The sequence below is a fragment of the Myxococcus xanthus genome, from assembly GCF_013116825.1.
In the GTDB taxonomy this organism is placed as follows: domain Bacteria; phylum Myxococcota; class Myxococcia; order Myxococcales; family Myxococcaceae; genus Myxococcus; species Myxococcus xanthus_B.
In genome coordinates this window covers 1-22,665 of record NZ_JABFNS010000013.1, presented here as the reverse complement: position 1 = coordinate 22,665, position 22,665 = coordinate 1, and the positions used below count along the sequence as shown (strand labels likewise).

Here is a 22,665-nt window from a genome sequence, read left to right as displayed (position 1 = left end):
CCTCTCACGTGGCGGCCCATAGCACCAGCGCGCACACGAGCCCCACGGCGTAGCTCACCCGGTCCCTCAGGGCGAAGACGAGCGGGTCCTCGTTCACCAGCCCGCGGTGCGCCAACAGCCACACCCGGCCCACCCAGTACAGCATCACCGGGCAGATGAGCCACAGCCGCTCTGGGTGTGCGTACAGCGCCGTCACTTCATCGGAGGTGATGTAGAGCGCCAGCACCAGCACGGACACCTGTCCCGAAGCCGCGCCCAGGCTGGCGAGCTGCTCGTAATCCTGAGCCAGGTAGCCACGGCCGTGCGCGGACGTCTCATTGGACTGCCGCAGGCGCCGGACCTCGCTCAATCGCTTCACCAGCGCGAGCGAGAGGAAGAGGAACATGCTGAACATCATCAGCCAACTGGACGTGGGCACGTCCACCGCGAGCGCGCCGCCGAAGATGCGCACCGTGTACAGCCCGGCCAGCACCAGCACGTCCAACATCACCACCTGCTTCAGCCGCAGTGAGTAGGCCAGCGTCAGCACGTAGTAGGTGCCCAGCAAGGCGGAGAAGGCGGGCGGCAACAGCAGGCACACCGCTGCGCCGGCCAGCAGCAGCACGGGCGCCAGCATGACGCCGGTGCTCACGGGGAGCGTGCACGCCGCGAACGGACGCTGCTTCTTCGTCGGGTGTCGCCGGTCGGAGTCCAGGTCCAGCAGGTCATTCAGCACGTACACGCTGGAGGCGCACAGGCTGAAGGCCGTAAACGCCAGCAGGGCCTGAACCAGCTTGTCCGGCTCGGTGCCCTTGTGGGCGGCCAGCAGCGGCACGAAGACGAGCGCGTTCTTCGCCCACTGGTGCACGCGCAGCGCCTTCACCCAGGTGCGGAGGCGGGTGGCTGGGCGCTCGAAGACGCGGTGGACGCCGCGGCCCAGGCCCTGTGCTTGTTTCAGCACCCCGGCTGGCGCGTGGACCACGACGATGCGGCGGCATTCACGCCACAAGGGCAGGTCCACCGCGTCGTTGCCCGCGTAGTCGAAGGTGCCCAGCAGCTCCTTCAGCTTCGCCAGCTTGCGCTCGCCGGACAGGTTCACCGTCGCTTCGCTGGCGACGACGTCAGAGAAGAGACCCAGGTGCGCGGCCACGGCTTCGGCGATGCGCCGGTCCGCCGCGGTGGCCAGCACCAGCCGGCGCCCTCGGGTCTTCTCCTCGTGCAGGTACGCCAGGAGCTCTTCGTGGTAGGGCAGGCTGGCTGCGTCCAGGGCGGCGCGCCGGGCCACTTCCGCTTTGAAGAAGGCCTTGCCCTTGAGCACCCACAGCGGCGCCAGGAACAGCAGCCAGGGCGCGCGTTTGAAGAGGACGAGCAGGTTCTCGTGCAGCGTGTCCGTGCGTACCAGCGTCCCGTCGAGGTCGACAGCGAGAGGGACGTCCGGAGGGTCCTCGGGAAGTGGTGTTTGCGGAAGCATGGGCAACGGTGTGACGAGAGCCGTCAAAAGGGCGGGCAGGGTAGCGCAGGCGTCTCCCGGGTGGGCAGGCCTCCGCGGGCAGGCACGCCAGTTCAGCGGTCGGGTGGACGCTCAGTCCAGTCGGGCCACCAGGAGCGTCTGCAAGGGCAGGTGCCGGATGGGGCGGCTGTTCTCGATGCGGAAGCCCGCGTCGTCCAGGAAGCCTTCCACCTCGGCGGGCGTATAGGCGGCCGCGCCGGAGGTGAGGAAGTAGTGCAAGCCAATCAACGGCGCCGCACTGGTGGGCGTGTCGACGTTCTCGCGCAGATACTCCAGCACCGCCAGCGTCCCCCGGGGCGCCAGTGAGGCGCGCACCCGTCGCAGCAGGGCCACGTTCTGTGCGGGGGACAGGTGGTGCATCACCTGGAAGAGCATCACCCCGTCATACGGGCCGCCCAGCTCCGCAGTGAGGATGTCGCCTTCGCGGTGGGTGACGAGGTGGCTCAGCCCCGCCGAGGCGATGATCTCCCGGCCCACGCGGGCGCTGCCTTCCAAGTCCAACACCGTGGCCTTCAGGCCCCGGTTGCGCAGGCACAGCTCGGCGGCGAACCAGCCGTGCGCGCCGCCCAGGTCCAACACCTGCTTCGCACCCCGGGGCAGGGGGATGGCCGCCACGACCTCCGGCGCCGCCAGCCGCGCCATCTGGTGCATGGCGTGGATGTAGTCGCGCCAGCGCGCGTCGTCGGGCGCGAAGCCGTGGATGTCCACCGCCTGGCCGGTGCGCACCACGCCCTCCAGCCCGGTCCACCAGTCCCACTGCGCGTAGTTGAACTCCAGAAAGGCGCCCACGTAGCGGGGCGAGCGCGGGTCCAACCATCGCCTGGCGCGAGGGGCCAGCCGGTAGCGTCCACCGCGCTGACGCTCCACGGCCTCGCACGCGATGAGGGCCTCCAGCAGCGTGCGAGTGCCCTCCTGGGACAGCTTCAGCCGCGCCGCCAGCGTCTCCGCCGACACGGGCCCGTCCGTCAGGGCTTCATAGACGCCCAGCCGCACGCCGGCCATCAGCGTCCGCGACGCCATCATCCCGAAGAAGGCATGGGCCACCGGCTGTGGGGCCAGGTTGAGCCAGTCCGCCACGCGCTCCAGCAGGTTGTCCGCTTTGAGCCCCAGCCTCATGCGTGTGCTCCTAACGCCTGCGCCTGTAGCCGCCCACAGCGGCCAGGCCCACGACGAGGAGCGCGGCCTGGCCACCCAGCACGCAGCCTTGCTGGTCTGCCTTGCGCACGCCAGTGTAGCGGCAGAGCCCGTCATCGCAGGAGAAGCGGGGGGAACAATCCCGGCTGCTACGGCAGGACGTATTCACCCTGCCTGTACCGTCTTCCCCCTCGGGGTTGTCCCGGTCCGCGCCGCCCTCTCCCACGGAGGCGTCGGGGAGGCCCGCGTCGAGCCCCCCGTCGGACTGGGCCATGGCCCCGAGGGGCAGCAGGAGGGGAAGGCAGGCCAGCAGGTGACGCAGGTAGGAGCGGAAGGGGGACATCGAGGGCGTCACCCTAACCGCATGGAGGGTCGGATGCATCTTCCTCGGTGGCTGGAGCACCCGGGGGCAGATTGTCTGACCCTTCCCTTCGCATCTGGTACGGTACGCCCCGCGATGGCACCCCGAATCCTCGTCGTCGATGACAATCAGGAGCTGTTGTCCCTCCTCACGCAGCTCTTCGAGGAGGCGGGCTACGAGGTCATTGGTGCGAGCCGCGGCAAGCAGGCGGTGGAGCTGGCCAAGGCCCAGCCCCCGGCGGCGGCCGTGCTCGACATCCTGCTGCCCGACATGATGGGGTACCACCTCGCGGACGCGCTGCGTAAGGACAACCCCCAGCTCCCGCTCCTCTTCATCACCGGCGTCTTCAAGGGTGGCAAGCACGCCGTCGAGTCGCGCACCAAGTACCAGGCCGCCGGCTACTTCGAGAAACCCTTCGAGGCGCAGAAGCTGCTCGAGGCGATGACGAAGGTGCTGCCTCCGGAGAAGCCCGCCGCCGCGGCCGCGTCGCTCCAGGACGCCTTCGAGGTGGAGCTGGACATCGACGTGGAGGAGGAAGGCCCGCAGGACGCCATGGAGCTGACCGGCCGCATCAAGGTGACGGGCGGCGGCAACATCACGGCGGAGATTCGCGGCGCCAACCTCACGGCCAGCCCCATGCAGAAGGTGCCGGCCACGCAGGTGCGCCCGCCCACGCCGGGCCGTCCGCCGGACCCGCCGCCCCCGGGCGCGCCAGGCAGCCGCCGTGGTGAAATCCGCGACAACCTGCCTTCGCTCCTCACCGCCTTCTACCTCTCCCGCGAGACGGGCGAGCTGGGCGTGCAGAAGGGCAAGGTGAAGAAGGTCGTCTACTTCGAGAAGGGCACGCCGGTGTTCGCCCTCTCCAACCTGCTCGCGGACCGCTTCGGCCAGTTCCTCGTTCGCGTGGGGAAGATCAAGCCGGAGCAGCTCCAGGACGCGTCGGCGGTGGCCGCGCAGTCCAACCGCCGCACCGGTGACGTGCTGGTGGAGCGCGGGCTGCTCAAGGACACCGAGCGCCTCTACTACGTGGGCCAGCAGGTGAAGGCCGTCATCTACTCGCTCTTCGCGTGGGATGAAGGCTCGTACGTGCTGAGCTTCCGGGAGAAGGCGAGCGCGGAGTCCATCAAGCTGGACGTGCACCCGGCCAACCTCATCGTCCGGGGCATCAAGAAGCTCTACAAGCCGGAGCGCCTGCGGCGCCTGCTCCAGCCGGAGGACCGCCTCATCCCCGCCGTGGCCCCGGCCTACCAGCTCAACGAAGTGGAGCTGGAGCGGTGGGAGGCGGAGCTGCTGCCGAAAATCGACGGCAACCGCACCGTGGCGGAGCTGCTGGCCTTCGCCAACCGCCCCGAGCACGTCGTCTACGGCTTCCTGGTGGCGATGATGTCGCTGGGCATCCTGGACAAGCGCGGCTAGCCGCCGCGCCGTCCGTCCCCGCCGTCATGGGCGGGGACGCCGCGCCGGGGCTCAGCCGCCGACCAGCCGCGAGCCAATCCAGAACAGGCCCAGCGCGCCGGAGCTCACGGCCACCACGCGCTGCACCCAGCGGGTGATTTGCGCGTTCAGCCGGGCGATGCCCTCCGCGAAAATCAGCCCCACCACGCCCATGCCGATGAGGATGCCCAGCGCGAAGCCGGGCAGGTACATCCACGCGGCCGCGCTCATGCTGCCACCCACCAGCAGCGGAGGCAGCGCCAACAGCAGCGAGCGCACGCCGCTGACGGCCATCAGCGCGCCAGCGGTGGTGCTCACCGTGTGCACGTGCTGATGCGGCTCCTGCGTGTGGCCGGGCAGGTGCGGGTGTCCGTGGTCCAGGCTGCTGGGGAACAGCAGTGCGGCCACCGCGAGGGCCACCAGCACGGCGCCGCCGAAAATCTCGGCCCAGCGCTCGAAGGTTTCTGAGAGGCCCACGCCCGCCAGGATGCAGAGCGCGGCGATGCCGCCCAGCATGACGGCGTGTCCCAGCGCGAAGCGCACGGCGGTGGCGATGGCGGCGCGGCGCCGGCCTCCCCCCAGGGTTCCGAGGGTGGCCATGGCGGCGCAGTGGTCCGGGCCCACGGCGTGGAGCATGCCTTGGGACAGGCCAAGCAGGAAGGCGAGGAGAATGGGCTGCACGACGCGGCACCCTAGCCGTGCTTCAATCGGGAGGCCAGCAGGAGAGGAGAACCGACCCTTCATGAGGATGCTCACCCGACGGCTGTCCGCCGTCATGCCGCTCGCGCTCTGTCTGCTTCTGTCGCCTGGCTGCGACAAGGGACCCGACCAGCTCCGGGACGCGGAGAAGTCCTACCGCGACCTGATTGACCGCCGCGTGTCCCCCCTGGACCCGGCATGGGACCCCGTCATCAACGCCTTCGAGGCGATTCCCAAGGACTCCAAGGTCCGCCCGGAAGCGGAGCAGCGGATCGCCGCCATCCGCCGCCTGCGGGGAAAGCTGCCGCCGCGCCCCCTGGCCACGCCGGGCGCCACGGGCCCCGGGACGTCGGAGGTGGACACCAAGCGCGCCGCGTGTGAGGCCCTGGCGATCCGGCTGGGCCAGACGCCGGAGGGCGCGGACCGGGAGCCCTTGCACCAGGCCCTGACGGACTGCCAGAAGGAGCTGGTCCGGCTGGAGGCCCACAGCCATCCCCCCGGGGAGCATGGTCATGACCATGGCGGTGAGCCGGGGCACCCCGCGCACTAGCGGGACGCTGTCGCTGGGCGTTGAGTGGCGCGGGCTTTGTGGTTAATGAGCCCGCATGCCCATGCCCCAAGCAGGTGACCAGGCCCCCGCCTTCCAACTCGCCGACCAGGATGGAAACCCGGTTTCGCTCGCGCAGTTCGCGGGCCGGAGTGTCGTCCTCTACTTCTACCCGAAGGACGACACCCCCGGATGCACCGTGGAGGCGTGTGGCTTCCGTGACGAGCACTCGGCGCTGGAGGCCGCGGGCGTGGTGGTGCTGGGCGTGTCCGCGGACAGCACCGCGAGCCACCGGAAGTTCGCGACCAAGTTCAACCTGCCCTTCCCGCTGCTGGCCGACGTGGACCACACGCTGTCCGAGGCCTACGGCGTCTGGGGGGAGAAGTCGCTCTATGGCCGCAAGTTCCTGGGCATCACCCGGGCCACGTTCCTCATTGGCCCGGATGGTGTGCTGAAGCAGGTGTGGCCCAAGGTGAAGGTGAACGGCCATGTCGCCGAGGTGCTGGCCGCGCTGAAGGGCGAAGCTCCGGCGGCGGATGGTGCCGTGAAGAAGTCCGCCGCGAAGAAGGCGCCCGCGGGGAAGAAGGTGGCCGCCGCGAAGAAGGCTCCGGCGGGCAAGACTGTCTCAGGGAAGTCCGCCGCGACCAGGAAGGCGGCGGCGAAGAAGGCGGCTCCGGCCGCCAAGGCACCCCGCGCGGCGAAGAAGGCCGCGACCGCGAAGAAGTCCTCGGCCGGGAAGAAGGCCGCGGCTGCGAAGAAGGCCTCGGCCGGGAAGAAGGCCGCGGCTGCGAAGAAGGCCGCGGCCGGGAAGAAGCCGGGCGCCGGCAAGAAGATGGCGCTCGTGAAAAAGGCCTCGGCGGCGAAGAAGGCCTCCAGGAAGTAGCGCTCTGGGCCTGGGCCCAGGAGGACGCAGGGCCAGACGTCTTCCAGCAAGCAATCCGCCATGGGGACCGGCGGCCCTGGGCGAGGATGCGGCCCGCGACCTCGAAGTGGGCTTCCTCGACGAAGAAGAAGCCCTCCGCGGGTCGGGCGCTGGGAGCGCCGAAGAAGGCTGCTCCCGGCCGCCGCTGGGGCTATATGTGGGGTTCGGGCGGTCCGTCGTCATGCGGACATGGAGTCACCCCGTGGTGTCCATGCCCGGCGTGCCCCATCTTCGGGAAGTACGAGCAACCAGATTGAAGGGACTCGGAGGAGTCGACATGCGCGAGCGGAATATTCGGCGGTGGGGTTCGGCGGCGGCGTTGGTGGCGGGCGCGGTTCTGGCCGTAGGCTGCCGGGGTCTTCCGGAGACCGGTGGCCGTCAACCGGATGAGCCACGGGGCAGCCTCGTCGCCCAGCGCGGTGACCAGCCCGATGCGATGAAGAACATCGAGGGTGGCAACACCAACAAGCCGCTGCCGCCTTGGACGCTGCCGGCGAACCGGGGCTACAACGGCACCATTGACCAGATTGGCTCCAGCATCGACCCGCGCACGCCGAAGAACGACGGCACCCAGGGTCGCTCCATCGTGGATGACGCCGGGAAGATGATGAATGACCGGTACCAGGCGGAGGGCGGCGCCGCGTACTCGCCCGCGGCCCATGGCCTGGGTGGTGAGGACGGCGCGACGCTGGGCGGCAAGCGCGGCGGCCACTACAGCGGCTACAGCCCGCTGGGTTGGCAGGACCGCAGCGGCCCCTACCGCCGCTGAAGTCACGCCGGGGCGGGCGGGCTTCTCATGCCGCCCCTTCCAACTGCTCCCGGCACAGGACGCCGGGAGCGCGTGGCACTCCGGTCTCCGTCGCCTTCAGCGGGAGGCCAGCATCACCTCGGTCGGGTCGCGGCCGGTGAAGGTGCTGACGAGCCCCTCCGCCAGCGCGTGATGCTCCGGGCTCCCCAGCAGGGCGAGCCGGTCCTCCGCCGGGTGCGCGAAGCGGGCACTGAGCGCGTCCAGCCGCCGGTGCGCCTGCGCGATTCGCTCCCGTGACACGCGACCGGACTCCACTGCCTTCACCAAAGCTTCGATGGCGCGGCGCTGCACGTCCGCGTTGTGGCACACCAGGAACAGGTCCACGCCCGCGAGCGTGCCCTGCACCGTGGCCTCCTCCACGGAGTAGTGGCCGGCAATGGCCTTCATCTCCAGGTCGTCGCTGACGAGCACCCCGTCAAAGCCCAGCTCCTCGCGCAGCACACCCTGGAGCACGCGCGGACTCATGGTGGCGGGCACCCCCGGGTCCAGCGCGTCGAAGAGGACGTGCGCTGTCATCAGGGACGCAAGCCCCGCCTGGGCGAAGGCGCGGAAAGGCACCAACTCCACGCTGCGCAGCCGCTCCAGATCGTGCGGCAGCCGCGGCAACGTCAGGTGGCTGTCGGTGGTGGTGTCGCCGTGGCCGGGGAAGTGCTTGCCACACGAAGCCACGCCGCCCGCCTCCAGTCCCCGCGCGAGCGCCACGCCCAGCCGCGCCACTTTCTCCGCCTCGCGGCTGAAGCTGCGGTCGCCAATGACGGGGTTGGCCGGGTTGGTGTCCACGTCCAGCACGGGCGCGAAGTCCCAGTCGAAGCCCAGCGCGCGCAGCTCGTATGCCAGCAGCCGGCCCACGCGCTCCACCTGGGCCGCGTCGCCGCGTTGCCCCAGTTCCCGCATGGGCGGCAGCGTGGTGAAGGGCGCGCCGCGAAGCCGGGCCACGCGGCCGCCCTCCTGGTCCACCGACAGGATGAAGGGCCGGCCTGCGCGTGTTTTCAACGCGTGGCACAACGCGGCCGTGTCCGCGGCGCTGCCCACGTTGCGCTTGAAGAGGATGGCGCCGTAGACGCCGTCATCCATCAGCGCGGCCAGCTCGTTGTCGATGTGAGTGCCGGGAAAGCCCACCATGAAGAGGCGGGCACAGTCACGATAGAGGCTGGAGGAGGTCGTCACGGCGCGCAGTCTGGCAGAAGCCAGGGGCTGGGCGCTTGGGGGAAACGCGGTCCTCCTGGGAGCGTCGGCTGCCTGTCAGGCCGCAGGGCAATGAGGCGCGCTACTGGAGGATGGCGCCCTGGGCGAAGCGCTTCACCACCACCAGCAGTTCGTCCAGGGAGAAGGGCTTGGGCAGGAAGGCCGCGCAACGCAGGTGCTTCCAGTAGTCCGGCGGGCTGGCGCTCATCATGACCACGGGGATGTCACGCAGCAGGGGATTGCGCTCCATGGCCTCCAGCAGTGCCGGGCCGTTCATCACCGGCATCATGTAATCGAGCAGCACCAGGCAAGGGTGCTCCTCGGCCATCCGCTCCAAGGCCTCCTTCCCATTGAGCGCGATGGCGGTCCGGTAGCCTTCGTCGGTCAGGAGGTCGCGCATGGCCTCGACGATGCCGAACTCGTCATCGACGATGAGGATGGGGCCCATGCTTAAGGCTCCTGGCGCCCGCCGCCGGGATGCCGGGGCTCGGACCACGTGGTCGACCGCGGCACGCCGGTCATCATCGCCTCGACATCCGTGAAGGCGCCCATCACCTCCATCCCCTTCGCGCTGATGCACAGCTCGCGCAGGGAGGCGTCGTGCGAGCTGTTGCGCAGCTTCAGCACCGTGACGAAGCGGCGCAGCCGGGAGTCCAGCTCGGCCTGACGGAGGAAGAGGATGTTCTCCGCCACCATGGAGATGCCCCTCATCGGGAAGGTCACCTCCGGGCCAAACGCGGAGACCGATTCGACGGAGTAGAGCAGCGTCACGCCGCGCATACGGCACTCATTGACCAGCGCGGCCAGGAAGCGCGCCACGCGGGACTGCCGGACGGCCGCCCTGCGGAGCGCGTCGTAGCCGTCCAGGAAGAGCCGGCGCACGCCGCGGGTCCGGATGATGTCCAGCAACTGAACGCCCAGCTTGTCCAGCAGGTTCTCCGTGGGCGGCCGGAAGCTGACCTCGAAGTCGCCCCGGTCGATGAGGGGCTTGAGGTCGAGCCCGATGCCCGCCGCCTGCGCCACCATGCGCTCCGGGGAATCGTAGAAGGCGAAGTAGTGGACGCGCTCGCCCCGCCGGGCGCCTTCCGCGAGGAAGTTCAGTCCCAGCAGCGTCTTGCCGCTGCCCGATGGCCCCAGGAGGATGGTCGTCGAGCCCTGGGCCACGCCTCCGGTCAGCATCGCGTCCATCCCGGGGATACCAAACGCGCACTTCGCGTCCTGCGGCGGCCCCGGCGGCGGCCCGGACTCCGCGAGCGTCTCCAGGCGGGGATAGATGATGATGCCGTCCTGGGTGATGTCGAAGCTGTGCTTGCCCAGCAGATAGGGGCTGCCCCGGAATTTGCGCACGAACAGCTCGCGCACGGCACGCGCGCCGAACATGCGCTGCCGGAGCAGCATCAACCCATCCACCATGGTGTGCTCGGCGCGCAGACCTTGTCCGCGGCCGGTGGTGAGGATCAACGTGGTGCAGCCCATGAGGCCCGTCACCACCTGGAGGCCGTGGATGAACTTCTTGATGGCCTGCTGCGACGGCGCCACCTCCTCCGCGGCCACCAGTCCATCCAGCACGAGCAACGTGGCCTGGTGGTTCTTCGTCTCCTTGCGGATGAGCTCCGCCAGCGCGTCCAGCCCCCCCTGCTCCAGCACCGTGAAGGCGCTCAGATAGGTGATGGCGTTGGGCAGCAGCGTGGGGTCGAAGTAGGTCAGCGAGGAGAGGTTGCCGACCAGCTCCGTGTGCGACTCCGCCAGCAGCGTCAGGTAGAGCACGCGCCCGCCGTGGCGCTTCGCATGGTGGAAGCACACCTGGTTGGCGAAGATGGTCTTCCCCGAGCCCGGGAGGCCCATCAGCATGTAGGTGCGGGCCTTGCGGAAGCCTCCGTGCAGCACGGTGTCGAGGCCTGGAATGCCCGTGGAAATCCGCTCCGCCACGCGTGGAGTGCCTTCGGTCATCTCGCGTTTCCTTTCCTGGGCCCGGCCCGGGTGTGGCCCCGCTGGAATGATGGGCGCAGTGCGCTCGCCTTCTCAGGGGAACACTTCTTGCCACAGCGCCTCTTCCAGGACGCCGCTGAATCGCGCGGGCCCAGCGGCATTCAACAGAGGTGGGCCGTCTCAGAAGCTTCGTTGCACGGTCCGCGCGGTGCCGCCCGTGGGGTCAACGTCGCTCGCGATGCGATACCAGCTCACGCCATCCGTTGAATAGCGGAACCCGAATGCATAGGCGTTCCACGGCGTATAGGCGAGCGGTTCCGCGGCGAGGTTCCAGCGGTACCGGTAGTTGTTGCCCACCCGACCCTGATAGGCCAGCCACCGGTGCTGTGTGGCCGCGCCGTCCACGCTGAACTCCACCTGCGCCTGGATGAGCTCCGGACGCGCGGTGGCGGCATCCGTCACGCCGGGCACGTACACGTCCGCGTCCACGAACTTGCAGGCGCGCTCCATGACGTAGCTGTCGATGACGATGGGGTCCGCCAGCCCGTCGCGGTGCTCGCAGTCGCGCGCGAAGCTGCCGCCCCAGTCACCGGCCCACACCACGGCGGAGGGCGACTGCGCCTCCACGGGGAAGACGTAGTTCTGGCCGTAGGTGCTGTCGTACCTCGGCGCGCAGGTGCGGCCGGAGGTGAAGAACCATGTCTCCACGCTCGTGGCATCCGAGGGCACCGTCACCTCGAAGGGCTTGTTCACGAACGAGGTGCTGCCCGTGGCCTGCTTCACGCTGCCACTGAAGAGCTGGCCGCTGGGGAGGAAGCGGACATAGGCCAGCGTGTCCCACGCCTGCTGGCCGGCGTAGGTGCTGTGGTGACAGTCCGTCATCCGGTACAGGTCGTAGTCGACGACGAGCGTGCCGCCGCGGACGATGGCGCCGTGCTGCGAGTGCGTCCAGCCGGTGAGGAAGCGCACCGTGGCGGTGGGCGTGGTGAGCGGCGCCTGCTGTGACTCCGTGGCGCTGGCAAACGTCTCCTCCTGCTCATGAGGCGCTCCGCCACGGGCCGCCATCAGCGGCAACGCGAGGACCAGGGGCTTCCAGGCAGGTGTCTCCATACGGGGCTCTCCAGGATATTAGAATAGTCCACTTAACAGGACTTCCAGGTGCGTGTGCTGCCGGTCGCTCGCCCTGTCAGAGAGCGGTCGGCGGCTTCACTTGTCCTGCCTTCGCTGGGTGTGACATGGGGCCTGCAGAACCCGAGGCTCCTTCCGTGCCTCCGCTCATCGAGGCCTCGAATGGATTTTTCCGCGCTCGCGCTCTCTCCCCCCCTGCTCCAGGTGCTGGAGGAGCTCGACTTCAAGACGGCCACGCCCATCCAGGCGCAGAGCATCCCCGTGCTGCTCCAGGGCAGGGACCTGGTCGGCCAGGCGCAGACGGGCAGCGGCAAGACGGCGGCCTTCGCGCTGCCGCTGCTCCAGAAGGTCCAGTTGCAGCACCGCAAGGTGCAGGCGCTGGTGCTGTGCCCGACGCGAGAGCTGTGCGCGCAGGTGGCGGGCGAGATTCGCAGGTTGGGGCGGCGGCTGCCCGGGCTCCAGGTGCTGGTGCTCGCGGGAGGCCAGCCCATCCGCCCGCAGCTGGAAGCACTGGAGAAGGGCGCGCACCTGGCGGTGGGAACGCCGGGCCGGGTGATGGATGTGCTGGACCGCGAGGCGCTGGAGACGCGGCAGCTGTCCACGGTGGTGCTGGACGAGGCGGACCGGATGCTGGACATGGGCTTCCGCGAGGACATGGAGCGCATCCTCGGGGCCATGCCGCCGCGGCGGCAGACGGTGCTCTTCTCCGCCACCTTCCCGCCGGACATCGAGGCGCTGAGCCGCGATTTCCAGCGTCAGCCCGTCCGCGTCACGGTGGAGACCGCCACCGCGGGGCCCGACATCCAGCAGGTGCGCTACGACTGCGAGCCGGGAGACAAGCAGGCCCTGCTGCTGCGCATCCTCCGGCACTACCAGCCGGCGTCCGCCATCGTCTTCTGCAACCTCAAGGCAACCGTGGTGGAGCTGAAGAAGTCGCTCTCCGCGTCGGGCGTCAGCGTGGACGGGCTCCAGGGAGATTTGGAGCAGTTCGAGCGCGACCGGGTGATGGCGAAGTTCCGCAACCAGAGCACGCGGGTGCTCATCGCCACGGACGTGGCGGGCCGAGGCATCGACGTGGAGGCGCTGGACGCCGTCATCAACTTCGACCTGCCCATGCAGGCCGAGCCCTACGTGCACCGCATCGGCCGCACGGGCCGGGCGGGGCGCGCGGGCCTGGCCGTCTCCATCGTCACGCCTCGGGATGGCCGCAAGGTGGACGACATCCAACTGGCCACCGGCGTGAAGCTGGAGCGCGGGGACGTGGAGTCACTGCCCTCGGCGGACCCTCGCAACGCGGTGTCCCTGGAGTCCACGTGGGACACGCTCTACATCTCCGCCGGACGCAAGGACAAGATGCGGCCCGGGGACATCCTGGGCGCGCTCACGGGCGAGGCGGGCGGGCTCGAAGCGACCGACGTGGGCAAGATTGAAATCCAGGACCACGTGGCCTACGTCGCCGTCGCCCGGCGCGTGTCGCGGGTGGCCTTCCAGCGGCTGAGTGAAGGCCGCATCAAGGGCCGCCGGTACAAAATCGAGCGCGTGAAGTAGCCCGGGCGTCTACGCGGCGCCGCGCAGGGACATCTCCTCGCGGAAGGCCTGGATGACCTCCTCCTCCGTGGGCAGCTCGCCACAGCGCTTCTCCATCAACTTGGAGAGGACGGCGACGTAGGCCTCGCCGAACAGCGTGGTGAGCGCGGTGGCGGTGGTGGCGGAGATGAGCGCGCCAATCACCGTGCCCGGGCCGGGGACGAGCTTCAGCAGGCCGGACACGATGGATTGGCCGGTGAAGGTGGCGCCCAGGCCGGTGATGCCCGCGCCCACCAGCGTGGAGAGGAAGGCCTCCGTCAGTGGGAGGCCGAAGACGCTACTCACCCCCGCCAGCATTCCGACCTGCGTGGGGACGAGCAGGGCGGCGTCGGCGAAAGGGATGGGGACGGCTCCAATGAGGCCGGCGGCGGCCGCGGCGCTGGCGACGATGCCGTGCGCGCGCTTGCGCTTCTGGCTGATGCTCACGCGCTGGGCGGCGGCGAAGGCGTTGCGCTGGGCTTCGGGGACCAGCTCCATGGTGAGCTCGACGAGCTCCACCAGGCCCTTGGGCTGGAGCGTATGGCCCTCGTCGTCCGTCTCCTGGAGCGCGCGCACGCGCATGACGTTGCGGGCCATGGGCAGCAGCTTCTGCACCTCCGCGCGGAAGCCCTGGTCGCTGCGCGCCTTGGTGACCACGACGACCACCGGCATGTGCCGCGCGAGCATCTCCACTGCCTTCATGTCACCGTCCTCCACGCGGCGCGAGTCCTCGCTGATGCACAGCCAGGCGCAGTGCAGGTGGCGCGTGGCGTCCGCGTCCTTCGCGCGCGTGGCCACCAGCTCCTCCAGCAGCTTCAGCGTCTCTTGAAAGGCGCCCAGCTCCAGGCCGCGGGTGTCGAGGATGCTGACGGGGATGTCGTCCTTCGTGTACTCGCGCGTCTCCTTCGTGACGGGGCGGCCCTGGCCGGTGTCCGCGATGCGGCCGTGGAACACCGCGTTGACCAGCGTGCTCTTGCCCACGCCGCTGCGGCCCGCGATGACGATGTTGACCCGGCCGCGCTTGCGGAAGGCCTCTTCGACCTGCTTGCGGATCTCCTCCGCCAGATGGATGTCCATGGGCTGCCGCTGCCTCCGCTGGTGAGCCCTCCCGCGTTGACGGGAGGGGGCTTCAGCGTAGCGGAAAGGCCGCGCGGGTCGACGATGGACCCATGGAGGGCCGCATGCCTGCTCCGCGGCAGGCGAGCAGGCGCGCGCCCGCCATCCGCCCGCCGAGGCGCGGAAGCCGCCGCCCCGGCGGGACCGGGACGGCGGCCCCGATGGGCGCTCTCAGGTGACTTCGGTGGTCGGCACCGCCTGCGCCGTCACCGGCTCCATGGCTGGCGCGGGGGCGGGCTGGCGGCGCGGTTGCCGCAACCAGGCGTGGAGGCGCTCGAAGCGGAAGACCTCATCGTAGGGGCGGAGCAGCAGGATGAGCGCGCCGAACATGATGGCCACGAAGCTGATGAGCCCGTGGAACACGGCGATGCCCAGGTGGAAGGCGATGCCCAGCGGCAACAGCACCCGCCGGAGGGACGGGCTCAGCAGCGGCCCCATCGCGAGCCCCAGCTCCAGCAGGAGGACGGACCAGGTGAGCAGCGCCACCACGGGGCTGCTGAGCACCGGGAGCATCAGGCGAGCCAGCCAGGCGGGGGCGCCAATCAAGGGGTCCAGCAACCAGTAGTACAGCGCGGTGCCGTCCACCCACTCCGCCACCTTGAACTTGCCCACGGAGGCATGGAAGTAGATGCCCGCGACCTGGAGGCGGAGCATCACCCAGGCGGAGCGGGCGATGAGCCGCTTCGGCTCGTCGTTCAGGCCGGCTTCGGAAGGCGCGCTCCAATGCCAGCGCCGGTCGTCCGTCAGCGTCAGGGGCAGCATCAGCAGCGCCAGGATGGCGGCAATCTGGTCACCGCCGTCCGTCAGCGTCGCGGACCAGTGCAGGCTGACGGCCACCCACCAATGCACGAGCCCCGTGAGGCGCGGTCGCCAGCCGGAAGCGACGACCACGAGCAGCAGCACCGCCGTCCAGCGCGCGACCTCCAGCCAGCCAGCGGGGAGCACGCAGAAGAGGGATGCCGCCCGGAGGCCATCGCAGAGAGGCGTGTTGGAGATGCCCGAGACGGGATGGAACATCGTCGTGGAGTGGCTGAAGGCGAGGGTGCCCGCCGTCGCCAGCGCGATGAGTGTTCGCGCCAGGCCGTAGACGTTGGTCCACGGAGAAGGCCCCGCCACCCAGGCGCGCGCGCGGTTGCCAAGCTCGGTCAGCATTCGACGTTCAACCTCAGGACCTTCGAGGGGAGAGTGATGGGCTTGTCCTGATGGGTGCGGCTCCAGGCCCACGGGATGGTCCGCTGGAAGACGAGCCCCAGCTCACCGCACATCGTGGGGCGGGGGCTCTTGTTGCGGAGCGTCTTCGCCACCGGGGCGCGCTCGAGGCAGGCGCTGGGAGCTTCGCTGCAGGCCACCTGTTCGAGCGCGGCGGCCTCGCTGGTCAAGATGCCCAGCTCCACGCTCTGGGCTCGCGAGACACGGTTGATGCCGAAGGCGTTCTGGAGCTGGAAGTTGGGGGCATTGCTCGCCCAGACCCATTGACCTTCCGGCGTGCGGAGGTAGGGCAGCGTCCGGTCCTCACGTGGGTCTCGCGTGAAGAAGGCCCACCCCTCCGGGAGAATCAGCTTCATGTCGAAGTGCTTCTCGAAGGGGAGGTGGATGGGGTTGTAGGGCAACGACGCGTGCACGGCGTACATCGTGACGCTGGCCCAGCCGAGGATGAGGCCCAATGCCAGCAGGCCCAGGCGGCGGGGCGAGGAGGTTCGGGGGGAGTGGGAAGACGCGGTCACAGCCGTGCTCGTGAAAGGGAGGGAAGAAGGGGAGCGCCCACCGGTGAGGGCGGCGGACGCTCCCCAGGGGACTACTCGGCGGGAGCGAACTTCTTCACCAGCATGTCCACCCACACATCGCGCTTGAGCCGGCTGGCCTCGGACTCCATGACAGGCGTCATGTCGAACTGGGTGATGAAGAGGAATACGAGGAGGATCACCGCGGCGGCGGTTTCGATGTAGACGGTCAGGCCGGCCTGCACGTGCTCCATGGAGCCGATGCCCACGCCGCCTTCCTGGTCGCCGGTCTTGGCCAGCTCATTCACGGCGGACATCACCAGGGTGCGCGTGTCGGTCAGCAGCTGGTCGACGACCAGGTGGTTGCCGCTGCGCAGGTCCTTGTTGAAGCGCTCGAAGAACGCGGCGTCCAACTGGGCCATCTTGGCGATGACGGACTCGGCGGCCTGTTCGCGCTTGGCCAGGGTGTCTTCGCCCAGCCGCTCCTTGATTTCCGGACGCTGCCAGATGTCATCGAAGTGGTGGGCGTCCGGGCCCAGGCCAAAGGCCATGCCCTTGAAGAGGCTCTGACCGGACTGCGCCGGGTTCTGGGCGACGCGGACCGCGGCGCCGTTGTCCGAGGGGCCGCAGCCCACGCCGAAGGTGCTCAACGAGATGAGGGCCGTTGCGGCCGAGGTCAATTTCAGGGTGGAGCGCTTCAAGGTGTTCTCCTGACGACATGGGGGTGTGTCCGCGACATCCCCGGAAGCCGGAGAACGTCACGAACAAGTCAAGATTTTCAGCGAAACTAGATTTCTCTTCAATCCCAAGAATTTCTTAAGGTCGTGCAATCGCAAATCAGTTTCGTGAATGTGTAAAATTACCAGCATGACTGGTTTTGGGCGGGTGTCAGCACTCGACGTGGCCTGGCTCCCGCTCCATCCGGTGCCGAGGTCGTCAGCCAGCGCAAGGGAGCGTCCAGGCTGGCGCCAGCCCTGGCTTGCCACCTCTGTGTGGGGGCCTCACTCCTTTACCTACAAAGGAGCGGTACACCCATGCGCGCACTCAGTTACGAAGGCCCCTATCGGGTTCGGGTGAAGGACAGGAGTACGTGCGCGTGCCCTTCGCCAACGTGGGGCCCATGAAGATTCCGGAGGACATGGACGAGGAGGACGTCCTCTTCCTCAGCGACATCTTCCCCACGGGCTACATGGGCGCGGAGATGGGCGGCATCCAGCCAGGGGACACGGTGGTGGTGTTCGGCGCGGGCCCCGTGGGCCTCTTCGCCATGAAGAGCGCGTGGCTGATGGGCGCTGGCCGCGTCATCGCGGTGGACATGCAGGACTACCGGCTCGACTTCGCCCGGAAGTTCGCCCACGTGGAGACGTTGAACTTCAAGAACGTGGACATCGTCACCGCCATCAAGGAGACCACCGAGGGCCGGGGCGCCGACGTGAGCATCGAGGCGGTGGGCTGCGAGGCCGAAGGCTCGATGTTGCAGCGGGTGCTGGGCCTGGGGCTGATGGCCGAGGCCGGCGCCACCACGGCGCTCAACTGGTGCATGCACCAGTTGAGCGCAAGGGCGGCGTCATCTCCGTGGTGGGCGTGTACGGGCCGCCGTGGAACCTGGTGGATATCGGCACGGCGATGAACAAGAACCAGACGCTGCGGCTGGGGCAGTGCAACGTGAATCGCTACATGCCGCACCTGCTGGAGCACATCCGCCAGGGGCGCGTGGACGCCAAGGGCATCATCACCCACCGCTTCAGCCTGGAGGACGCGCCGAAGGCGTACGACCTCTTCTCCAAGAAACAGGACGGCTGCATCAAGTGCGTCCTCTCCCCGCATGGCCACGCCTGAGTGGAAGGAGCCCACCATGAACCCGAATGCGCGAAACATCCCCGGGTACGGCGTGGACGCCGACCCTCGCAATCGCCCTGGCTACCCCAGGGAGGAATCACCCCAGCTGCGCGGAGACGCGCAGGGCCCGCCGTCCCGCCAGCAGTCGGACGTGACGGTGTTCAAGCACGGGCAGCCCGCGCGGAAGATGCCGCCGGTGTTCGGCACGGCCCAGCCCCCCAAGGGCGTCTCCGGCATGCTGCGGCGCCTGGCCTACAAGTACCCGGACCACTGGACGCGGCACTGGATGATGTTGCTGCTGGCGGACCGGGTGGACGTGGCCGAGCACAAGCTGCGGAGGGGCCTTCCACGTCTCGCGGCGGGTGCGGCGGCCGTCCTCGTCGGCGGCGTCGTGATGCGCCGGCTCCGGGTCTGGTGACGGCTACTTGCGCAGCAGCGTGCCTTCAAGGAAGAACGCCAGGCACGCGGCCAGGATGAGCCAGGTCCACAGCGGCACCGTCGGCTTGTCCGCGTCACCCGTGGAGGCCTTCACCGTCTCCTCTCCGAAGTAGGCGGTGAGGGTGTCCGTCGGTACACGTCCCAGGTCGCTCTCGGAAGGGTCGAGCACGGCGGCGAAGGACAGGTCCGGCTGCACCTTCCCGTCCGCGCCCAGCACCGAGTACACGCCCGGCTCCGTCACCGGCCCGGCCACCAGCGCGCCTTCCGGCTGCTCCTTCACGGTGACCTCGGCGCCGTCCGGCGCGCGCACCGAGGACACCTTCTGGGCCCCCTCCGGGCGCAGCGTGGCGCTTTCGCCCACGCGCACGCGCACCTCCTCGCGCTCGTCCAGGGAGCCGGTGAGGTACGCGGCGAAGCGCTGCATCAGCGGCAGGAAGGAGGTGCGGATGGAGAAGTCGCTCCAGTCGCGGTCCACCGTGCTGGTGAGCAGCGCCACGCGCCCCTTGCCCTTGCGCGCCACGGCCACCGCCGGCGCGCCGTCCTCATACGTGGCCAGCACCTGACTGGCGCCGCCAGCGCCCGGGGAGTCCGCCTCCAGCAGCATGTACTTGTAGAAGCGCGCCCCCACGAGCCCTTCCTCCGCCTGCCCCGTGAAGGGCGAGAAGAGGACGTGCTCCACGGAGACCTGCGCCAGCCGCGCGCTCTGGGTGTCCGCGTCCGGGTCGTCGCGCTCGGCGCTGGTGCGCACCAGGCGCAGCGGACGCGGCAGCACCGGGCCCAGCCGCTGGTTGTACGCGTCCGGGTTCACCCGGTCGCCCATGCTGATGAAGAGGCCGCCGCCGTTCTCCACGAAGGCCGCCAGCTTCTGCGCCTCGTCGGCGCTCGGCGCGGGCACGTTGAGCAGCAGGACCAGGTCGTAGGCGGAGAAGTCCTCGCGCAGGCCCACCTCCGCGTCGCGCGTGGCCACCTCCACCGGCGAGCCCGGCGCGGTGAGGGCCGCGTCCACGAAGAAGGCTTCATCCCGGTAGCGCGTCGCGTGGGGCGAGCCATTCACCACCAGCGCCTTCAGCGCGCGGGGCACCGGCAGCACGAACGAACGTCGGTCATCCTCCACCAGCGCGTCCGGCGCCAGCGTCACCTGCCCCAGCACCGTGCCGCCCTGCGGGAAGCGCACGGTGAGCGTCTTCTGCGTCGTGCCGCCCGGGGGGATGTCCACGAAGCCCTTGGCCAGCGTGGACTCGCCCACGCGCACCGCGGCCTCCAGGTCCTTCACCGGCTCCGCGCTGAAGTTGCGCACCGTGAAGGTGAACTGGAACGTGCGCGGGCCGGCCTGGAGCGCGGGCTCCACCTTGAGGTCGACGATGGCGCGGTTGTTCAGCACCTCGTGGCCCTCGGCCGCGTCGCGCAGCACCACCTCCGGCTTCACGGGCGCGCCCGTGGGGCCCTTCACCGTGGGCGGCGGCGCCTCCAGGCGGAAGGCCGCGGCCGTCATGTCGGAGACCAGCACCAGCCGCTTGGCCGGCATGGGGTTCTCCTCCAGCGCGCGGGCCGCCATGTCCAGGCAGCGCGACAGGTCCGCGGTGCCATGGGTGGCCTTCGCTTCGTCCACCAGCGAGCGCAGGCGGCCGCGGTCGAAGCCCGGCGGCGGCGGCGCGGCGGGGGACTGCGTGCACACCAGCACGGTGGCGGGCTCTTCGGGCAGCAGGTCCTTCAGCGCGTCGCGGGCCTCGTCGCGGGCGCGCTCGAAGAGCGGCGTGCCGTCCGACCAGCGCATGGACAGCGACGCGTCCAGGACGATGGCCGTGGCCGCGGGGCCCTTCACCACCTGCGCGGCGGCCGCGTCACGCGTCAGCTCCGGGCGCGCCAGGGCAATGGGGATGGCCAGCAGGATGAGCGTGCGCAGCGCGTACAGCAGCAGGCGCTTGAGCTTGAGGCGGCTGGCGGTGCGCTTCTGGCTGCGCATCACGAAGGCCAGCGGCCCGAAGGGGTGCGGCCGGGGGCGGCGCCGGTCGAACAGGTGCACCAGCAGGGGGATGAGGGCGCCCAGCGCGCCCAGCAGCATCCACGGGTTGCCGAAGGTCACCGGCGCCTCCCGCGCCGCGACAGGTACCGCAGCAGCACGTCATCCAGCTTGTCGTCGGTGCGCACCAGGTCGTAGTCCACGTCCGCCTCGGCGCACGCGGCCTTCACGTTCGCCAGGAAGGCGTTGAACTCCTCCAGGTAGCTCTCCTTGATTTCGCGCGGGTTCACCTCGATGCGACCCTGGCCCTCCATGTCGATGAAGAGCGTGGGGTCGTCGAAGGGGAAGGTCAGCTCCGCCGGGTCCACCAGGTGGAACACGGACACGTCGTTCTTCCGCTGACGCAGCGCGAGGATGCGGCGCAGGGCGTCCTGATTCTCGTCCAGCAGGTCCGACAGGACGATGACGCTGGAGCGCCGGGGCAGCACCTCCGCCAGGTGGTCCGCCGCGCTGCCCAGGTCCGTGGTGCCGGTGGGCTCGGTGTGCTCCAGCGTGTCCAGCAGCACGTTGAGGTGCCCGGCCGACGCGCGCGGCGGCACGTCCTTCCACTTGCCGCCCGCCATCAGCGCCAGGCCCGCCGCGTCCTGCTGGCGCACCAGCAGGTAGCACAGCGCGCCCGCCAGCGTGGTGGCCACGTCCAGCTTGCTCAGCGCCCCGCTGCGGTAGCCCATGGAGGCGGACGCATCCACCACCATGACGGCGCGCAGGTTCGTCTCATGCTCGAAGCGCTTGACGTAGTACTTGTCGAACTTGCCGTAGGCCTTCCAGTCCAGGTGGCGGAGCTCGTCGCCGGGGGCGTACTCCTTGTGCTCCGCGAACTCCACGCTCTGCCCCTGATGCGGGCTCTTGTGGAGGCCGGACAACACGCCCTCCATCACCGCGCGGGCGCGCAGCTTCACTCCCTGGAGGCGGGCCAGCGTCTGGGCGTCGAGCAGCATGGCGCGGGCCTGGCTAGCCCTTCACCACCGTGAGGAGCTGGTCGATGAGCTTCACGGAGGTGATGCCCTCGCTCTCCGCGGTGAAGTTGGGCAGCACGCGGTGGCGGAGCACGGGACGGGCCAGGGCGCGCACGTCCTCGACGGTGGCGACGAAGCGGCCGTGGAGGATGGCGCGCGCCTTGGCGGCCACCACCAGGTACTGGCTGGCGCGGGGGCCGGCGCCCCAGGACGCGTTCTTCGCGATGAAGTCCAGCGCGCCCGGCTCCTTGGGCCGCGTGTGGCGCACCAGCTCCACGGCGTAGCGCACCACGTGGTCCGGCACCGGCACGCGGCGCACCAGCTCTTGAAGCGCGAGGATGCGCTCGGGAGACAGAATCTTCTCCAGCTTCGGCTGCGGACCGCCGGTGGTGCTCTTGACGATTTGCACCTCTTCGTCGGCGGTGGGGTAGCCCACGTCCACCAGGAACATGAAGCGGTCGAGCTGGGCCTCGGGCAGCGGATAGGTGCCCTCCTGCTCGATGGGGTTCTGCGTGGCGAAGACGAGGAAGGGTAGCTCCAGCGGGTACGTGCGGCCACCGGCGGTGATGCGGTACTCCTGCATGGCTTGCAGCAGCGCGGCCTGCGTCTTCGGCGGGGTGCGGTTCACCTCGTCCGCCAGGATGATGTTCGCGAACAGCGGTCCCTGGAGGAAGCGGAAGGTGCGCCGGCCGGTGGTGCGGTCCTCTTCCAGGATGTCCGTGCCGGTGATGTCCGACGGCATCAGGTCCGGCGTGAACTGGATGCGGTTGAAGGACAGGTTGAGGACGTCCGCCAGCGTGGAGATGAGCAGCGTCTTGGCGAGGCCCGGCACACCCACGAAGAGGCAGTGGCCGCGGCTGAAGAGGGAGATGAGGAGGTGCTCCACCACCTCGCGCTGACCGACGACGCGCTTTTCAATCTGGGCGACGATTTCGTTGCGGGCCTGGGCGAGCTCCTCGACGGCACGGAGGTCGTCGCCTGAGGCGTCGGGCACGGGCAGGGAGTCGGGGGCGGCGCTTTCCATGGAAGGGTTCTCTTAATTCGTGGGCGGCGCTGGGACCAAAGGATTCCGCCACCCCTGTGCCAAGGCGTGCGCTGCCAACCGTTCGGGGAGAGACCTATTCCGCTGCCGCACACCCCGGCACGCTGGGGCACATGGGCGCGCTGTTCGCCTGGATGCCCCCCTGTCATGTGACAGGGCCCCTGGGCTGGGGGGGAATGCCGGGGGCTGGACACGCTGCTTAGGTTCCCAGGGCCTCGCTTCCGGTGGACGGGAGCAGGCTCCTTGGAGCGTGTCATGGGGTCATTTCGGCGTGGTGGGCGTGGCAACCTCTGGACGGGGCTTCTCCCAGTTGCCCTGCTGTGGGGCTGTC

The 22,665-nt window shown here is 69.5% G+C and carries 21 protein-coding genes and 1 pseudogene; 7 read left to right on the top strand and 15 right to left on the bottom strand.

Going from position 1 to position 22,665, the window contains the following annotated elements; genetic code table 11:
- Window positions 1-4: 4 nt before the first annotated feature.
- From HNV26_RS05525 to HNV26_RS05515, 3 genes are all read right to left on the bottom strand, one after another.
- A complete protein-coding gene (locus HNV26_RS05525) occupies window positions 5-1,450 on the bottom strand; it encodes a UbiA family prenyltransferase (RefSeq protein WP_171440549.1) in 1,446 nt (481 codons plus the stop codon).
- Between the two features lie 111 nt (window positions 1,451-1,561).
- Window positions 1,562-2,605 carry a class I SAM-dependent methyltransferase gene (locus HNV26_RS05520; RefSeq protein ID WP_171440548.1) on the bottom strand — a complete coding sequence of 348 codons (1,044 nt, stop codon included), beginning with the start codon at window positions 2,603-2,605 and terminating at the stop codon, window positions 1,562-1,564.
- A gap of 10 nt (window positions 2,606-2,615) precedes the next feature.
- Window positions 2,616-2,966 (bottom strand): MXAN_6627.5 family MYXO-CTERM protein, encoded by a 351-nt coding sequence (locus HNV26_RS05515; protein WP_171440547.1) that lies wholly within the window; start codon window positions 2,964-2,966, stop codon window positions 2,616-2,618.
- Between the two features lie 114 nt (window positions 2,967-3,080).
- Here HNV26_RS05515 and HNV26_RS05510 point away from each other — a divergent pair, with 114 nt between their 5' ends.
- Entirely contained in the window at window positions 3,081-4,400 is a 1,320-nt protein-coding gene (locus tag HNV26_RS05510; RefSeq protein ID WP_171440546.1) for a response regulator, read from the top strand.
- A gap of 51 nt (window positions 4,401-4,451) precedes the next feature.
- On the opposite strand, the gene HNV26_RS05505 is transcribed toward HNV26_RS05510, so the two are convergent.
- Window positions 4,452-5,099, bottom strand: coding sequence for a hypothetical protein (locus HNV26_RS05505; protein ID WP_171440545.1), 648 nt, complete (start codon window positions 5,097-5,099; stop codon window positions 4,452-4,454).
- A 67-nt stretch (window positions 5,100-5,166) separates the two neighbouring features.
- On the opposite strand from HNV26_RS05505, the gene HNV26_RS05500 reads away from it, so the two are divergent.
- From HNV26_RS05500 to HNV26_RS05490, 3 genes are all read left to right on the top strand, one after another.
- Window positions 5,167-5,667 (top strand): hypothetical protein, encoded by a 501-nt coding sequence (locus HNV26_RS05500; protein WP_171440616.1) that lies wholly within the window; start codon window positions 5,167-5,169, stop codon window positions 5,665-5,667.
- Between the two features lie 61 nt (window positions 5,668-5,728).
- Complete coding sequence (bcp, locus tag HNV26_RS05495) at window positions 5,729-6,547, top strand: thioredoxin-dependent thiol peroxidase (protein ID WP_253816264.1); 819 nt, start codon at window positions 5,729-5,731, stop codon at window positions 6,545-6,547.
- A gap of 316 nt (window positions 6,548-6,863) precedes the next feature.
- Window positions 6,864-7,355 carry a hypothetical protein gene (locus tag HNV26_RS05490; RefSeq protein WP_171440543.1) on the top strand — a complete coding sequence of 164 codons (492 nt, stop codon included), beginning with the start codon at window positions 6,864-6,866 and terminating at the stop codon, window positions 7,353-7,355.
- Between the two features lie 96 nt (window positions 7,356-7,451).
- On the opposite strand, the gene nagZ is transcribed toward HNV26_RS05490, so the two are convergent.
- The 4 genes from nagZ to HNV26_RS05470 all read right to left on the bottom strand — a co-directional run bounded on the left by nagZ (window position 7,452) and on the right by HNV26_RS05470 (window position 11,618).
- Window positions 7,452-8,561 carry a beta-N-acetylhexosaminidase gene (gene nagZ, locus HNV26_RS05485; protein WP_171440542.1) on the bottom strand — a complete coding sequence of 370 codons (1,110 nt, stop codon included), beginning with the start codon at window positions 8,559-8,561 and terminating at the stop codon, window positions 7,452-7,454.
- A 100-nt stretch (window positions 8,562-8,661) separates the two neighbouring features.
- On the bottom strand, window positions 8,662-9,027 hold the full coding sequence (locus tag HNV26_RS05480; protein WP_171440541.1) for a response regulator: 366 nt from the start codon (window positions 9,025-9,027) through the stop codon (window positions 8,662-8,664).
- Window positions 9,028-9,029: 2 nt separating this feature from the next.
- Window positions 9,030-10,529: an ATPase domain-containing protein gene (locus HNV26_RS05475; protein WP_171440540.1), complete on the bottom strand. Its 1,500-nt coding sequence runs from the start codon at window positions 10,527-10,529 to the stop codon at window positions 9,030-9,032.
- A 159-nt stretch (window positions 10,530-10,688) separates the two neighbouring features.
- Window positions 10,689-11,618 carry a DUF6209 family protein gene (locus HNV26_RS05470; protein ID WP_171440539.1) on the bottom strand — a complete coding sequence of 310 codons (930 nt, stop codon included), beginning with the start codon at window positions 11,616-11,618 and terminating at the stop codon, window positions 10,689-10,691.
- A gap of 180 nt (window positions 11,619-11,798) precedes the next feature.
- Between HNV26_RS05470 and dbpA the strand changes: the two genes are divergently transcribed.
- Window positions 11,799-13,184 carry an ATP-dependent RNA helicase DbpA gene (gene dbpA, locus HNV26_RS05465; RefSeq protein ID WP_171440538.1) on the top strand — a complete coding sequence of 462 codons (1,386 nt, stop codon included), beginning with the start codon at window positions 11,799-11,801 and terminating at the stop codon, window positions 13,182-13,184.
- Window positions 13,185-13,193: 9 nt separating this feature from the next.
- Here the strand turns inward: dbpA and HNV26_RS05460 are convergent, their stop codons facing one another.
- The 4 genes from HNV26_RS05460 to HNV26_RS05445 all read right to left on the bottom strand — a co-directional run bounded on the left by HNV26_RS05460 (window position 13,194) and on the right by HNV26_RS05445 (window position 16,740).
- Window positions 13,194-14,279, bottom strand: coding sequence for a YcjF family protein (locus HNV26_RS05460; RefSeq protein WP_171440537.1), 1,086 nt, complete (start codon window positions 14,277-14,279; stop codon window positions 13,194-13,196).
- 210 nt (window positions 14,280-14,489) lie between these two features.
- Window positions 14,490-15,470: a sporulation-delaying protein SdpB family protein gene (locus HNV26_RS05455; RefSeq protein ID WP_171440536.1), complete on the bottom strand. Its 981-nt coding sequence runs from the start codon at window positions 15,468-15,470 to the stop codon at window positions 14,490-14,492.
- A complete protein-coding gene (locus tag HNV26_RS05450) occupies window positions 15,464-16,042 on the bottom strand; it encodes an SdpA family antimicrobial peptide system protein (RefSeq protein WP_366816761.1) in 579 nt (192 codons plus the stop codon). Before HNV26_RS05450 ends, HNV26_RS05455 begins: the two co-directional genes overlap by 7 nt.
- Before the next feature lie 71 nt (window positions 16,043-16,113).
- On the bottom strand, window positions 16,114-16,740 hold the full coding sequence (locus tag HNV26_RS05445; RefSeq protein WP_171440535.1) for a sporulation delaying protein family toxin: 627 nt from the start codon (window positions 16,738-16,740) through the stop codon (window positions 16,114-16,116).
- A 371-nt stretch (window positions 16,741-17,111) separates the two neighbouring features.
- Between HNV26_RS05445 and HNV26_RS05440 the strand changes: the two are divergent.
- Together HNV26_RS05440 and HNV26_RS05435 are read left to right on the top strand one after the other, a co-directional pair.
- Window positions 17,112-17,878 (top strand): annotated as a pseudogene (locus HNV26_RS05440) (zinc-binding dehydrogenase); the annotation flags it as partial.
- 16 nt (window positions 17,879-17,894) lie between these two features.
- Complete coding sequence (locus HNV26_RS05435) at window positions 17,895-18,296, top strand: hypothetical protein (RefSeq protein WP_253816263.1); 402 nt, start codon at window positions 17,895-17,897, stop codon at window positions 18,294-18,296.
- 3 nt (window positions 18,297-18,299) lie between these two features.
- Here HNV26_RS05435 and HNV26_RS05430 read toward each other — a convergent pair whose 3' ends face one another.
- From HNV26_RS05430 to HNV26_RS05420, 3 genes are read right to left on the bottom strand one after another with little or no spacing between them, the layout of a single operon-like run.
- Window positions 18,300-20,399, bottom strand: coding sequence for a BatA domain-containing protein (locus HNV26_RS05430; RefSeq protein WP_171440533.1), 2,100 nt, complete (start codon window positions 20,397-20,399; stop codon window positions 18,300-18,302).
- Window positions 20,396-21,274: a DUF58 domain-containing protein gene (locus HNV26_RS05425; protein WP_011556537.1), complete on the bottom strand. Its 879-nt coding sequence runs from the start codon at window positions 21,272-21,274 to the stop codon at window positions 20,396-20,398. Before HNV26_RS05425 ends, HNV26_RS05430 begins: the two co-directional genes overlap by 4 nt.
- Window positions 21,275-21,287: 13 nt before the next feature.
- Window positions 21,288-22,316: an AAA family ATPase gene (locus tag HNV26_RS05420; protein WP_140868104.1), complete on the bottom strand. Its 1,029-nt coding sequence runs from the start codon at window positions 22,314-22,316 to the stop codon at window positions 21,288-21,290.
- Window positions 22,317-22,665 lie beyond the last annotated feature (349 nt).